Origin of the sequence: Sphingomonas aerolata, assembly GCF_003046295.1 — a bacterium.
In the GTDB taxonomy this organism is placed as follows: domain Bacteria; phylum Pseudomonadota; class Alphaproteobacteria; order Sphingomonadales; family Sphingomonadaceae; genus Sphingomonas; species Sphingomonas aerolata.
The window spans coordinates 1-14,096 of the sequence record NZ_PZZN01000004.1 but is presented as its reverse complement, the minus strand read 5'-3'; the positions used below and the strand labels follow the sequence as shown (position 1 = coordinate 14,096).

Genomic DNA, 14,096 nt, shown 5'->3' with positions numbered 1-14,096 from the left:
CTGGCGCATCGCTGCGTTTTCCCGATGGGCGCGGCGATGCGGCTATGGCAGTCGGGCAGAATGATTGGTCGACCGCCCGAACTGCCCCTGCAAGACCGCATGATCGGTGCGCTGTACCGTGAGGCGATGCGGCTGGCCGAAGAGGCGCGAGCCTATTTCGACGATACGGGACGGACCGACCGGGACGCGCTCGAACCGCTCGTCCGCGTCAGCCTGAGCTGTGAATCGCTCAAGGTCACGACCCGGTTGCTCCATGTCCTCGCGTGGTTGCTGACGCAGCGCGCGGTCCAGGCTGGCGAACTCACGCGGGGCGAGGCGCTGGATCCGGCGCGGCGGCTCGGCGAGGCGCCGGTGACCGATGACGCGATGCTGGCGGCGTTTCCGCCCAGCGCGAGGGCGTTGATCACCGCGAGCATGCAGCTTCACCGGCGCGTCGCGCTGCTCGACGCCGCGCTCGATGCGCCACGGCCCGCCGCCAGCCCCGCCTTGTCGATGCAGGATCGCCTCGCCCGCGTGCTCTAGCGCGGCGGGCGGGGCGTACCGTCAGACGGGCCTAGGCTAGCCTAGGCGAGGCCGAGCCGGGTGCGTGCCGCGCGATATTCGCGCTCGAGCCGGTCGACGCGGTCGGCGACGCTCTCGACCGCGGTGACCGCGCCGATCCCCTGGCCCGATCCCCAGATATCCTTCCACGCCTTGGGCTTCGATCCACCCTCGGCATTGGCGCCGGCCCCGAAGTTCATCGTCTTCAGATCACCCTCGGGCAGCGCATCGGGATCCATCCCCGCCGCGACGATCGACGCGCGCAGGTAATTGCCGTGCACGCCGGTGAACAGGTTCGAATAGACGATGTCCGCCGCGCGCCCCGCGACGATGCCGTCCTTATAGGCCTGATCGGCATTCGCCTCGACGGTCGCGATGAAGGGCGAGCCGATATAGCCGAAATCGGCGCCCATCGCCTGCGCGGCGAGTACCGCGTCGCCAGTTGCTATCGCGCCCGACAGCGCTAGCGGACCGTCGAACCACTGGCGAATCTCCTGGATGATCGCAAAGGGCGACAGTCGTCCGGCATGGCCGCCGGCGCCCGCGGCGACCGCGATCAGGCCGTCGGCACCCTTTTCGATCGCCTTGCGCGCGAACCGGTCGTCGATGACGTCGTGCAGCGTGATCCCGCCCCAGCCATGCACTGCGGTGTTCAGATCCTCACGCGCGCCGAGCGAGGTGATCACGATCGGCACCTGCCATTTGGCACAGGTTTCGAGATCACGTTCGAGCCGGTCGTTCGACTTGTGGACGATCTGATTGACCGCGAACGGCGCGGCGGGGCGATCGGGATTGGCGCGGTTGTGCGCGCTCAGCTCCTCGGTGATCCGGTGGAGCCATTCGTCGAGCATCGCCTGCGGTCGCGCATTGAGAGCCGGGAAGGATCCGACGATGCCCGCCTTGCACTGGGCGATCACCAGGTCGGGTCCGGAAATGATGAACAGCGGCGACCCGATCACGGGCAGGCGCAGGCTCTTTAGAATAGCGGGTACGGTCATGGCGCGTTTCATAGCGCAGCCGAAACGGCTGCGCCAGCACTCTGGTTAGAGCGGCAGTCACGTGTGATTGCCATGTGACCGCAAATGCTTAGAGCGGTCGGCATAGAGTGTTCCGGAGATGTGCCGCCATGAAGTTTGCCGTTGCCGCCTTGCTGGCGCTGTCCGTGTCTGCGCCCGCGCTTGCCGCAGGTCAGTTGCCGCGCAGCGTCGTGCCGATCCTGTACGATATCCAGGTGCGCCCGGACGCGAAGGCGATGACGTTCAGCGGGACCGAGACGGTGACCATCGACGTCAAGCAGGCGACCCGGACGATCCAGTTGAACGCGGCGGATCTGAGCATCACCTCGGCGACGTTCGACGGCCGCCCCGCCACCGTAAAGGCGGACGCCGCAGCACAGCTGCTTACGGTGACGCTGCCCGCGGCGGCGAGCGTCGGGCGGCACAGCCTGGCCTTTGCCTGGACGGGCAAGATCAACCAGTCCGCGTCCGGGCTGTTCGCGATCGACTATGCCAATGCCGACGGGTCGTCGTCGCGGATGCTCGCGACCCAGTTCGAGGCCCCCGACGCGCGCCGGTTCGCACCGATGTGGGACGAGCCCGCGTTCAAGGCGAAGTTCCGCCTGTCCGCGGTCGCGCCGGGCGCTCAGCTGGCCTTCTCGAACATGCCTGCCACGGCGATCACGAAGCAGGCGGACGGCACGCAGCTCTACAAGTTCGGCGAGACGCCGCTGATGTCGAGCTATCTGCTGTTCCTCGGCATGGGGGACATGGAGCGCAAGACGCTGATGGCCGGCAAGACGGAGATCGGCATCATCAGCCGCAAGGGCGTCGTCGACCAGGGCGATTATGCGCTCGCCGCCGCGAAGGACCTGCTCGCCTATTACAACGACTATTTCGGGCAGCCCTATCCGCTGCCCAAGATGGACATGATCGCGGGGCCGGGATCCAGCCAGTTTTTCGGCGCGATGGAGAATTGGGGCGCGATCTTCTATTTCGAGAACGAGCTGCTGTTCGATCCCAAGCGCGCGACCGAAAGCGCCAAGCAGCGCATCTACACCGTCGTCGCGCATGAAATGGCGCACCAGTGGTTCGGCGATCTCGTCACCATGGCGTGGTGGGACGATCTGTGGCTGAACGAGGGGTTCGCTTCGTGGATGGAGGGCAAGTCGAGCGGCGTACTCGTGCCAGCGTGGAAGTCCGAGGCGGCCGCGGTGTCGGGCGAGCGCGAGGGGGCGATGGGGATCGACGCAACGTCCGCGACGCACCCGATCATCCGCAAGGTCGAGACCGTCGACCAGATCGGCGAAGCGTTCGACGGCATCACCTATTCGAAGGGGCAGGCCGTGATCGGCATGCTCGAATCAACGCTCGGCCCCGACGTGTTCCGCAAGGGCATCCGCAGCTACATGGCCAAGTATAAATATGGCAACACGGTCACCGAACAGCTCTGGGCCGAATTGTCCGCAGCCGCGGGCAAGCCGGTCGCCGAGATCGCGCACGACTTCACCCTGCAGGGCGGCGTGCCGCTGGTGACGATGACGGGCGCGACCTGCAACGGCGGCGTTACCACCGCCACGCTGACGCAGGGGCGGTTCGGGCTCGATGCGGCATCGAAGACGCCGCAGACCTGGCACGTGCCGCTGGTCGTGGGCAATCTCGGTGGTGCGCAGACGGCGACGATCGTCACCGGCGCGGCGCCGTCGCGAGTCACGATCCGGGGATGCGGTACGGTCGTCCTCAACCGCGGCAAGGGCAGCTACACCCGCGTGATGTATGACGATGCGGGGCATGCCGCGATCGTCCGCGACTATGCCAGGCTAGACCTCGCCGACCGGCTGGGCACGCTGGGCGATGATTTCGCACTCGCCGCGGGCGGCTATCAGGACCTGTCGCGCTATTTCGCGGTGATGGACAAGGTCGGGCCGGACGCGGATCCGCTCGAATGGTCGTCGGTCGCAGGCGCGCTCGGGCGGATCACCGGGCTGTACGACGACACCCCGCTCGAGGCGCCGCTGCGCGCGCGGTCGGTCGCGATCCTCGGCCCCGTGCTCGCGCGGATCGGCTTCGAGGCTAAACCGGGCGAATCGCCGCTGACGAGCAATTTGCGCGAGACGCTGGTCGGGCGGCTCGGCACCAATGGCGATACGGGCGTCGCGGACCGCGCGCGGCGCTACGTCGCGGCGCTTGCGACCGATCCGACCGCGATCCCGCCGGCGATCCGCCAGCCGATCCTGTCGACCTATGCGGTCAATGCGACCCCGGCGGAATGGGACGCGCTGCTGGCGCTCGCCAAGGCGGAGAAGAGCCCGGTTGCCAAGAACCGGTTCGTGACGCTGCTCGGGGCCGCACGCGACCCTGCAACTGCGGGGCGGGCGCTCGCGCTGCTCAAGACCGACACGATCTCCGCGCCGCAAAAGGCCGGGCTGCTCCGCGCCGTCGCGGGGGCGCATCCCGACCTGGCGTTCGACTGGGCGGTCGCGAACCGTGAGCTGGTCGAGAGCTTCCTCGAGGCGAGCACGCGATCGGGTTATATCGTCGGGCTCGGCGCGGGCTCGAACGATCCTGCGATGCCGGGCAAGATCAGCACCTTTGCGGACAAATATCTGCCCGCCTCGTCACGGGGCGGCGTGACGCGGTCGCTGTCGACGATCGCGGTCCGCAAGGCCGCCGCTGACCAGCTGCGTCCTGCCGTCACCAAGTGGGTCGCACGCTGACACAGCGGCACCGGACCCCGGGCGATGTCCCGGGATCCGGTGCTCACCCCTAGTCGATGCGCGTCAGTCCGGTTGCGCAGGCGCGGGCCTTCTCGACATAATGCCGGGCGGAGACGCGGAGCGCCGCGATCGCCTGCGCATCGAGCTGCCGGACCGCGCGGGCCGGGCTGCCGATGATCAGGCTGCCCGCGGGGAAGGTCTTGCCCTCGGTGACGAGCGCGCCGGCGCCGACGATGCAGTCCTCCGGGATCACCGCATGGTTGAGCAGGATCGCCCCCATGCCGATCAGCGACCGGTCGCCGACCGTGCAGCCGTGGAGGATGGCGTGATGGCCGATCGTGCAATCCGCGCCGATCCGAAGCGGCGCGCCGGGATCCGAATGCAGCATCGCGCCCTCCTGGATGTTGCTCCGCGCGCCGATGACGATCGGCGTGTTGTCCGCGCGGACGACCGCACCGAACCAGACGCTCGCCGCCTCGCCCAGCTGGACATCGGCGATCAGATCGGCGCTCGGCGCGACCCAGGCGGTCGGGTGGCAGGTGGGGCGTTTGTCGCCCAGGGCATAAAGCGGCATCGCAAGGTCTCTCCGTCGAACCCGCGGGCTGCGACGAAGCCGGAAACGACACCGCCGCACCGCAGATCATCGGTTCGATGTCTGCGATACGGCGGGATCGTCTGCAAGGGCGGCAGGACAGGCCGTCAGGCGACGGGCGGCATGCCCTTGATCACCTTGTCGAGCGTCAGCGGATATTCGCGGATCCGGACGCCGCAGGCATTGTAGACCGCATTCGCGACCGCGGCGCCGACGCCGCAGATGCCGAGCTCGCCGACGCCCTTGGCCTTCATCGGCGACGACTTGGCATCGGTCTCGTCCATGAAGAACACGTCCTGATAGGGCACGTCGGCATGCACCGGGACATGATATTCGGCCATGTCGTGATTGACGAAATAGCCGAACCTTTTGTCGACGACCGCGTCCTCCATCAGCGCCGCACCGACGCCCATGGTCATCGCGCCGATGACCTGGCTGCGCGCCGACTTGGGGTTGAGTATCCGCCCGGCGGCAAACGCACCGCTCATCCGGCGCACCCGAACCTCGCCGGTCGCCGAATCGACCGCGACCTCGACGAAATGCGCGCCGAAGGTCGACTGCGCATAGGTCTTGGTCAGATCGCCGAACTCGATCGAGTCCTCCGCCGACAGGCCCGCATCGCCCGCCGCCTCGGCGAGCGAGACGCTGCGGTTGCCCGACTTCACCTTGCCGTCTTCGAAGACGATGTCGGTCGGGTCGAAGCCGAGCTTGCGTGCGACGCTGTCGCGCAGTGCCGAACAGGCCGCATAGACGCCGGCGGTCGAGCTGTTGCCGCCCCATTGGCCGCCCGAACCGGACGAGACGGGGAAGCTGCTGTCACCGAGCAGGACGATCACTTTGTCGAGCGGCACGCCCATCATCTCGGCCGCGGTCTGCCCGATGATCGTGTAGCTGCCCGTGCCGATGTCGGTCATGTCGGTGGCGACGGTGACGACGCCCTTCTTGTCGATCCCGACGCGCGCGCCCGACTTCATCGTGACATTGTCGCGGAAGGCGGATGCCATGCCCATGCCGATCAGCCAGCGGCCTTCGCGGACCTGGCCCGGCACGGGATTGCGCTTGTTCCAGCCGAACCGCTCCGCGCCCGTCCTGAGACAGCCGACGAGATCGCGGTGCGAGAAGGCGCGCTTGGGTGATTCGGGATCGACCTGCGTATCGTTGACGATGCGCAACTGAACCGGATCCATCTTCAGCGTCTCGGCAAGCTCGTCCATCGCCGCCTCGAGCGCGAGCAGCCCGACCGCTTCGCCGGGTGCGCGCATCGCGTTGCCCTCGGGAAGGTCGAGCGTCGCGAGCCGCGTCGCGGTCATCCGGTTCGCACCCGCATAGAGCAGCCGGGTGACGTTCGGCGCGGTCTCGGGTCCGCCACCGGGGAGATCGCCCGACCAGCTTTCATGCGCGATCGCGGTGATCGTGCCGTCCTTGCGCGCGCCGATCCGCAGCCGCTGGATCGTCGCCGGCCGGTGCGTGGTGTTGTTCATGATCTGCGGACGGGTCAGCGCGACCTTGACCGGCTTGCCACCGATCGCGCGCGAGGCGAGCGCGGCCATCACCGCATCGCTGCGGATCCAGAGCTTCGACCCGAAGCCGCCGCCGACGAAGGGCGACAGGACGTGAATGTCCTCCTTGGGAATGCCGAGCGTCTTGCTCATGTCGCGCACCGCCCAGTTGAGCATCTGGTTCGAGGTCCACAGCGTCAGCTTCGACCCCGTCCACGCGGCGGTCGTCGCATGCGGTTCCATCATCGCATGGCTCTGATCGGGCGTGGTATAGGTCTGGTCGAGCTTGACCGGGGCCTTGGCAAAGGCGCCGGCGAAGTCGCCGATCGCGGTATCAGGCTTGCCGTCCTTCGGCTTCACCGCGGCGGACCTCTCCGCGGCAAGATCGAACTTTCCGGCGCTGCGGGCATAGGTGACGCGGACCAGCTTGGCAGCGGCGCGCGCCTGTTCGAACGTCGATGCGACCACGATCGCGACCGCCTGGTCGAAATGCTGGACGTCAGGTCCCGCGAGCATGCGCGCGGTATGCGCCTGCGCCTTGGCCACCGTACCGGCATTTTCATGCGTGACGACGGCGAGCACGCCCGGTGCAGCCTTGGCTTCGGCGAAATCGATCCGCTCGATCCGGCCCTTGGCGATCGCCGCGCCGACGATATAGCCATAGACCGCGCTGGGGGCGGCGTCGTTGCGTTCATAGGCATAGCGCGCGGTTCCAGTGGTCTTGCGCTTGCCGTCGATGCGGTCGACCGGTTGCCCGACGACCTTCATGCGGTCGATCGGGTTGGTCGTTGCGGGGGTATCGAACTTCATGGCGATCAGGCCTTCGCTTCTTCGAGCACTGCGTGGATCGTGCGTTCGATCAGCGGCAGCTTGAATGCATTTTGCGACGTCGTGCGGGCACCAGCCAGAACGGCCGCGGCCGTGGCCTTGGCACCCTTGGGCAGTTGCGCCTCGGCAGCTTCGACCCGCCACGGCTTGTGCGCGAGGCCACCAAAGGCAAGGCGCCCGCGACCATCGGGCTGGACGACCGCCGCGACCGACACCAAAGCGAACGCGTAGGAGGCACGGTCACGGACCTTCTGATAGATGTGCGTGCCGCCAATCGGCTTTGGCAACGTGACCGCGGTGATCAGCTCACCCGGGGCGAGCGCGGTCTCGATATGCGGCGTCGTGCCCGGCAACCGGTGGAAGTCGGCGATCGGGATAGCGCGCGTCTGGCCGGCCGAATTGACCGTCTCGACGGTCGCATCGAGCACCCGCATCGCGACCGCCATGTCGCTTGGGTGCGTCGCGATGCAGGCATCGCTGGTCCCCATGACCGCGAGATTGCGGTTGAAGCCACCGATCGCCGCGCAGCCGCTGCCCGGCTGGCGCTTGTTGCAGGGTTTGGTCGTGTCGTAGAAATAGGGGCAGCGGGTCCGCTGGAGCAGGTTGCCCGCGGTGGTCGCCTTGTTGCGCAACTGGCCGGACGCGCCCGACACGAGTGCACGGCTGAGCACGCCATAATCCTTGCGGACGCGGGCGTCAGCGGCGAGGTCGGTGTTGCGAACCAGCGCACCGATCCGCAGGCCGCCGTCGCTGGTTGGCGCGATCGTGTCCAGATCGAGGCCGTTGACGTCGATCAGATGCTGCGGCGTCTCGATCTGCAGCTTCATCAGGTCGAGCAGGTTGGTCCCGCCCGCGATGAACTTGGCGCCCGGGGTGCGGACGGCGGCTGCCGCGGCGGCACTCGCGGTCTTGGCGCGTTCGAAGGTAAAGGCCTTCATGCCATGCGCTCCGTGCCGGCGACGTCGTGGATCGCGTCGATGATGTTCGAATAGGCGCCGCAGCGACAGATATTGCCGCTCATCCGCTCCTGAAGTTCGGCGGTCGTCACCTTCGGCTTGGCGGCGATGTCGCCGGTGGCATGGCTGGGGATGCCTTCCTTGATCTCGTTGAGCGTCGCGACGGCGGAGCAGATCTGGCCCGGCGTGCAATAGCCGCACTGATAGCCGTCATGCTTAACGAAAGCGGCCTGCATCGCGTGCAGCTTCTCCGGCGTGCCGAGACCCTCGATGGTAGTGATCGAATCGCCCTCGTGCATCACCGCGAGCGTCAGGCAGCTGTTGATCCGCCGGCCCTCGACGATGACTGTGCAGGCACCGCACTGGCCGTGATCACAGCCCTTTTTCGTGCCCGTCAGCTTCATCGTCTCGCGCAATGCGTCGAGCAGGGTCGTCCGCGTGTCGACCTCGATCAGCGTATTGCGGCCATTGACCTTGAGCGTCACCGGCATCGTCGTCGGCGGGGTCTGTTGCGGTGCCGCAACCTGCGCACCCACCGGGGTCCCGGTCAGGGTCGCGGTCGCTACGCCACCCGCGATCACGCCACGGCGCGATACGGGAAATCCGTCATTGCTGTTCATAAAGATCTAAAGCTCCCTGATCCGCTAACGAACGGATCGCCACGGAACCGGTTGCGTTGCCACGCCGGAATCCGCCCTAACTCGGAAAAAATAGGTATCAGGCGGCTGCCGCGCCATAGGGCGGGACCGAGATAATCGACGGTCTAAGCCAAAAGTCCCAATCCGACACCGTCATTGACCCTTCAAATCGCACGCAATTCTGATATCGTCATGATCACGATCAAGGGATTGAGCGATGCAGAGTTACGCGCAGACGGTTGCTCGACTGAGGTCGATGGCTTTCCTCCTCGAAGAGGCGTTGCGCATCGCGGACGAGGGCGGCAACGCGCTGGTCGGGGCGAAGATCAGCGATTGTGTCGACTGGATCGAACAGGAGCTGACGTCGGTCAACGTGCGCGCCGCGCTCCATCCGATCACCGAACAGGGCAGCGCGGACCCCGCCTGAGGGTCTGGCGCTCGGCGAGTCGAAACGACGTCAGTCGTGGAGCCAGCAAAGGTCCCGTTCTTGAGGATCGTCAGCTGGACCGTCTGGGCATGATCCGTCTCGGCGTTTGATCCGCTCGCGCGCGGCCGATGCCGGTTAAGGCAGCCGATAACCGCGGTGATCCGTGACCAGCGTCGCTCGCCCTGACTGTGCGCGCTGCCGGTTGCTGCAGCGCGCGCACAGTCCGCACCCTCGCGCTTTCATCGGTGCCGCGACTCGACGTCAAAAAATGTCGGAGATGGAGCGATGGACAGTCTGCGCGCCCTGTGCTCGGATCTGTGCAGAGGGGAACAGCATGAGACCGGTTTTTGGATCTGGAATGGCGCTAACCGCGGTTGCCGCGACGATGGCTTATGGCATGACCCCAGGGGTGGCCCGCGCCCAGGTCGCAGATCCCCTAGCGATGACGACCGATCCCGCAGATCGCGCGGTGATGGCGGAGGCAGCGTCGGCGATCGCCGGACGATCGCCCGACATCGCCCGGCTCGATGCGGTCCTTGCCAAGCTGCCGCGGCCGACGCCGCTGCGCGGCATGGTGCAGACGGTGCGGGCCGGTGTTCTCGCAAGCGCGCAGGCGACCGGCCCCGCGGTCGCGGCGATCGAGGAGGCGCTGCGGCTTCTGCCGGATGATCCGCGGCCGAAACTCGTCGCGACGGGCATCTATACCTTTTCCGGTTCGCCGCAGCGCGCCGCGGATCTCCTCCTCCAGGCCAGCCGGCTCGCGCCTGAGATGACGCGGCATTTCGACCGCTACGTCGTCATGGCGTTGACGGGGCGTTTGACCGAGATCGGCGACCGGAGCCGGGCAGACCGGCTCAACGCCCGGCTTGGCGAGATCGGCTTCAGTTCGGGGCTCGCGCCCGAACGCTCGACCGCAGCCTTGTCCCGCACGCGCGAGGCGATGCGGATGTCGCCAGGCGCAGCGACTGACGAGGCGGTAAACCTCGTCACGACGATCGGCGATCCGGATGATCTCCTCACCTTGTATATCGACCGACGCTATGCGCCGCTCTGGCCGCGGATCGCCGAGTGGGCCGGTGCCGATCTTGCCGCCCAGTCGCGGCGCTACCTCGACGAGTTGCGCGGCGACTGGGCGGCGGCTGCCGATTTCGACACCGCTACGCCCTATGCGCGTCGCCTCTCCCGCCTCGAGGCGTATCCCGCGGTGCTCGGCCTGTTTTTGCCGATGTTCGACGCGATCGACACCGGAGCGGCGGTGCCCGTGGAAGCGCGTGCCGCGGGCGCGCCGCGGGGCGAGGGCGTGTTCCTCGCGCCGATCGTCGCCAGGGCGCTGGCGCATCAGGGGCGCTATGACGAGGCGCGGGCATTGCTGGCCAGGGTCGCGACGACCGTGCCGGCCGACGACCAGGGCAATGGCCTCAATCTCGACGGCGCCTATCTGCAGCTGGCGGCGATGGAGACCGACTGGCCGCAGGTCCTCACGCGCGCCGACGTCTTTCTCGATCGGGCGAAACGATACGGGAGCAACGTCAACCGCGCGTCCGTCCTGCTCGTCAAAGCCTGGCAGGCCTGTGCGCTCGCCCGGACTGGACAGAGCGCTGCCGCCGAACCCGTCACCGCAGAGGTGCTGTTGGACGAAGCGCTGGTGCCGGGCGCCGCGATGCAGATGTATGTCTGTCGGGGCGACCAGGCCGCGGCGCGCGCGCTCGTCATCCGCCGGCTTGCCGACGAGACGACCCGCGACTGGGCGCTGCGCTATGTCCAGCCGACCGGCTCCGCAACGACGACGCCGCTCGACCGGTTGACGGACCCGGTCGACGACGCGGTCCGGACCGCGCCCGACGTCGTCGCCGCGGCGACGCGGGTAGGGCGGATCCTGCCGAATCCCGTCAGCGTCGGGCTGCCGCAGGGGTTCGATCCGTTCCGCCTCCAACCGCGGACGACGCCGCTGGACGCGAACGCCGTCTAGGCGGCCGCGACGCCGATCGACCTCAGTCGCCGCACTGGGTCATCGGCACCGGCGCCGAATCGATCCTCACGTCGGATACCGACACCCCAAGCGCGCCGTCGGTCGCGAGCACGAAGGGTGCGGTGACATCCGCCATGTCGACACCGCGCTTGGCAAAGCATTGCAGCGGCACGACGACCTGGCGCCATTCGCCCGGCGTACCGGTCGCGAGCGTCCTGGTGATCGGGACGCTCACCACGGCACCGTCATGGCTGACCATGCCGAGCGTGACGGGTGCGCTGGCGGCGCGATCGACGCGCAGGTCGACGACGAGGCTCAACTCGCCATTGCTCTCCCGCGTGAGATCGAGCGGACGATCCGCCTCGATGCGTGCCTCGGCCGCACCGCCCGACCAGACGAGGCTGCGTGCATCCTCCTGGCGGCGGCGGTCGACCGCCGAGGCGGTGAGCCGCCGGTTCGTCGTCGTCGCATTGACGCCAAGGAGGCGGACCTTCGACTGTCCCTGTTCGGCGAGGACGAGCGACCAGCCTTCGGGGACGCGACCCTTGCCGAACACGATGCCGCTCGATGCCACGGCGAGTCCGGCGGGGCGCGTCTCGTCGAGCTTCGGGACGGTGCCCGGCTTCGCGTAGCTCAACCCATAGCCATAGGCGAACAGCGGATCATAGCCGGGGTCCGCGCGGTTGAGCACATATTGATCGGGGCGTTTGGGCCAGGAGAAGCTGAGCTTGCCGCGAAAGTCGTTCGCGATGCGGCCGTCCTTGGTGCGGAACAGCACGTCGGCGACGCCGCCGCCCTCGCTGCCCGGCAGGAACGCCGCGACGAACGCATCGGCGGCGTTGAGCTCGGCGTTCACCCAGAGCGGCCGGCCGGAGAGGAATACCGCCACCACCGGCACGCCCGCCGCCTTGAGCTTGCGCAGCAGCGCGAGATCGGCCTTGTCGTCGGGGCTATAGTCGAGCGTCGGGCGGTCGCCCTTGAACTCGGCATAGGGCTGTTCGCCGAACACGACGATCGCCGCATCGGGTTTCTTCGCGAAGCTGCCGTTCGCCGACAGCGTCGCGGTGCCGCCCGCCGCCTTGACCGCCGCGTCGATGCCCGACCAGATTGACTGGGCATTGGGGAAGTTCGCATTGGTGAGGCCGCCACCCTGCCAGGTCAGCGACCAGCCGCCCGCCTGTTGCGCGATATCATCGGCACCGCCGCCCGCGACCAGGATGTTGGCCGAGGGTTTGAGCGGCAGCAGCCCGCCTTGGTTCTTGAGCAGCACCAGCGATTCGCGCACCGCCCGCCGTGCGATCGCACGGTGGTCGGCCGCGCCGATCCGCTCCATCTTGCCCGCGAGCGCGCGCGACGACGGGCGACCGCGATGAAACGTGCCGGCGCGCAGCTTGACGCGGAGGATGCGGCGGACCGCATCGTCGAGCCGAGCGGCGGAGATCTCGCCCGACTGCGCCTGCTTCAGCGTGTTGGCGTAAAGCGTCTTCCACCCGCTGCCCGAATACATGAACATGTCGAGCCCCGCGTTGATCGCGGCGGCGCAGCTCTCGTTCGAACAGCCCTCGACCTGGCCGTGGCCGTTCCAGTCGCCGACGACGAAGCCGTCGAAATGTAGCCGGTTCTTGAGCACGCCGGTCAGCAGGCTCTTATTGCCGTGCATCTTGGCGCCGTTCCAGCTCGAGAAGCTCGCCATCACCGACTGCGTACCTGCCTCGATCGCGGCGGGGTAGCCACCGAGATGGATGTCGCGCAGCGCCGTTTCGGGGATCAGCGCATCACCCTGGTCGCGCCCGCCGGTGCCGCCGTCGCCGAGGAAATGCTTGGTCGTCGCGATCACCCGGTCGGGGGCAAGGAAATCCCTGGTGCCGACCTTGCCCTGCACGCCCTCGATCACCGCGCCGGCAAAATCGGCCTGGACCGCGGGTTCCTCCGAATAGCTTTCATAGGTGCGGCCCCAGCGATCGTCGCGAACCACTGCGAGCGTCGGCGCGAAGGTCCAGTCGATCCCGGCGGCGGCGGTCTCGATCGCGGTCACATGGCCGATCTCGCGCATCAGGTCACGGTCGCGCGTCGCACCGAGGCCGATATTATGCGGAAAGAGCGTCGCACCGGGAATGTTGTTGTTGCCGTGCACCGCGTCGGTACCCCAGATCACCGGAATGGCGGGCCGACCGTCGCTGCGCGCCATCGACGCATCGTAAAAGGCATCCGCGAGCTTCAGCCACTCGATCGGCGGCGCAAGATCGTCGCCGTTCGGTCCCGAATTGCCCCCGTTGAGGATCGAGCCAAGCTTGTAGGTGCGCAGATCGGCGGGGGTGATGCTGGCGATGTCGACCTGGATCAACTGGCCGACCTTGTCCTCGATCGACATGCGCGCGACGATTGCGTCGAGCCGCGCCTCGATCTTCGCATCGCGCAAAGGCATGGCCTTCGCGGTCGGCCAGAGACCTGGATTCGCGACCGCCGAAACCGGTTTGGACGTCGGGCTCGCGGCCGGCACGGCAGATATTGGAGCAGATGTCGGGGCAGGGGCAGGGGGCGGCGAGGCCGGCGGTCGCGGCGCGATCGGCGCGGCCGCGGTCTGTAGCAGCAGTGCGATCGTCACCGATGAGAAACCCGTCGACATCCTTATCTCCCTGATCCCGGTTCGAAGCTCTCCGACTGATGCCGACGCCCCCGGGCATTGCCACCCTGCTATCGCTGCAGCGGGGCGTCGGGCAAATCATTTACGTTACAAGCAAGGGAAGGATCGAGCTGGCGTCCGAACCACGGTGCTGTCTGCCACCGCTCAGAAAGCCGGATATAAGCGTCACGGGGGCGCAGAACGCGCCAGCTCGTAGAAATTGCCATAAAAGTGAAATTTGCGTTTGACGGGATTGGGGATGGGCCCTAGAGGGGTGTCACCGCAGCGAACGGCCACACGGTCTGGTTGCTG

Annotated in this window: 10 protein-coding genes; 4 read left to right on the top strand and 6 right to left on the bottom strand. The window is 67.5% G+C overall.

Translation table 11 applies throughout. The annotated features are described in order from the left end of the window. The first annotated feature begins 60 nt into the window (after positions 1 to 60). On the top strand, positions 61 to 522 hold the full coding sequence (locus C8J24_RS16860) for a DUF1465 family protein (protein WP_107934456.1): 462 nt from the start codon (positions 61 to 63) through the stop codon (positions 520 to 522). Between the two features lie 41 nt (positions 523 to 563). On the opposite strand, the gene C8J24_RS16855 is transcribed toward C8J24_RS16860, so the two are convergent. Then, entirely contained in the window at positions 564 to 1,538 is a 975-nt protein-coding gene (locus C8J24_RS16855; protein WP_107934454.1) for an NAD(P)H-dependent flavin oxidoreductase, read from the bottom strand. Between the two features lie 128 nt (positions 1,539 to 1,666). Here C8J24_RS16855 and C8J24_RS16850 point away from each other — a divergent pair, with 128 nt between their 5' ends. Next, entirely contained in the window at positions 1,667 to 4,252 is a 2,586-nt protein-coding gene (locus tag C8J24_RS16850) for a M1 family metallopeptidase (protein WP_107934350.1), read from the top strand. Between the two features lie 49 nt (positions 4,253 to 4,301). On the opposite strand, the gene C8J24_RS16845 is transcribed toward C8J24_RS16850, so the two are convergent. From C8J24_RS16845 to paoA, 4 genes are all read right to left on the bottom strand, one after another. Further along, the gene (locus C8J24_RS16845; protein ID WP_107934348.1) at positions 4,302 to 4,826 is read right to left on the bottom strand and encodes a gamma carbonic anhydrase family protein; all 525 of its coding nucleotides are present in this window, start codon (positions 4,824 to 4,826) and stop codon (positions 4,302 to 4,304) included. Positions 4,827 to 4,951: 125 nt separating this feature from the next. Beyond that, complete coding sequence (gene paoC / locus C8J24_RS16840; protein WP_107934346.1) at positions 4,952 to 7,153, bottom strand: aldehyde oxidoreductase molybdenum-binding subunit PaoC; 2,202 nt, start codon at positions 7,151 to 7,153, stop codon at positions 4,952 to 4,954. A 5-nt stretch (positions 7,154 to 7,158) separates the two neighbouring features. Then, the gene (locus C8J24_RS16835; protein WP_056405928.1) at positions 7,159 to 8,109 is read right to left on the bottom strand and encodes an FAD binding domain-containing protein; all 951 of its coding nucleotides are present in this window, start codon (positions 8,107 to 8,109) and stop codon (positions 7,159 to 7,161) included. Next, on the bottom strand, positions 8,106 to 8,747 hold the full coding sequence (gene paoA, locus C8J24_RS16830; RefSeq protein WP_037529025.1) for an aldehyde dehydrogenase iron-sulfur subunit PaoA: 642 nt from the start codon (positions 8,745 to 8,747) through the stop codon (positions 8,106 to 8,108). The genes C8J24_RS16835 and paoA overlap by 4 nt, the downstream gene beginning before the upstream one ends. 274 nt (positions 8,748 to 9,021) lie before the next feature. On the opposite strand from paoA, the gene C8J24_RS17665 reads away from it, so the two are divergent. Further along, positions 9,022 to 9,192, top strand: a complete 171-nt coding sequence (locus C8J24_RS17665; protein ID WP_156363498.1) for a hypothetical protein — start codon at positions 9,022 to 9,024, stop codon at positions 9,190 to 9,192. 442 nt (positions 9,193 to 9,634) lie between these two features. After that, the gene (locus C8J24_RS16825) at positions 9,635 to 11,161 is read left to right on the top strand and encodes a hypothetical protein (protein ID WP_107934344.1); all 1,527 of its coding nucleotides are present in this window, start codon (positions 9,635 to 9,637) and stop codon (positions 11,159 to 11,161) included. Positions 11,162 to 11,183: 22 nt separating this feature from the next. Here C8J24_RS16825 and C8J24_RS16820 read toward each other — a convergent pair whose 3' ends face one another. Continuing rightward, complete coding sequence (locus C8J24_RS16820; protein ID WP_107934342.1) at positions 11,184 to 13,787, bottom strand: glycoside hydrolase family 3 protein; 2,604 nt, start codon at positions 13,785 to 13,787, stop codon at positions 11,184 to 11,186. Between the last annotated feature and the right edge of the window lie 309 nt (positions 13,788 to 14,096).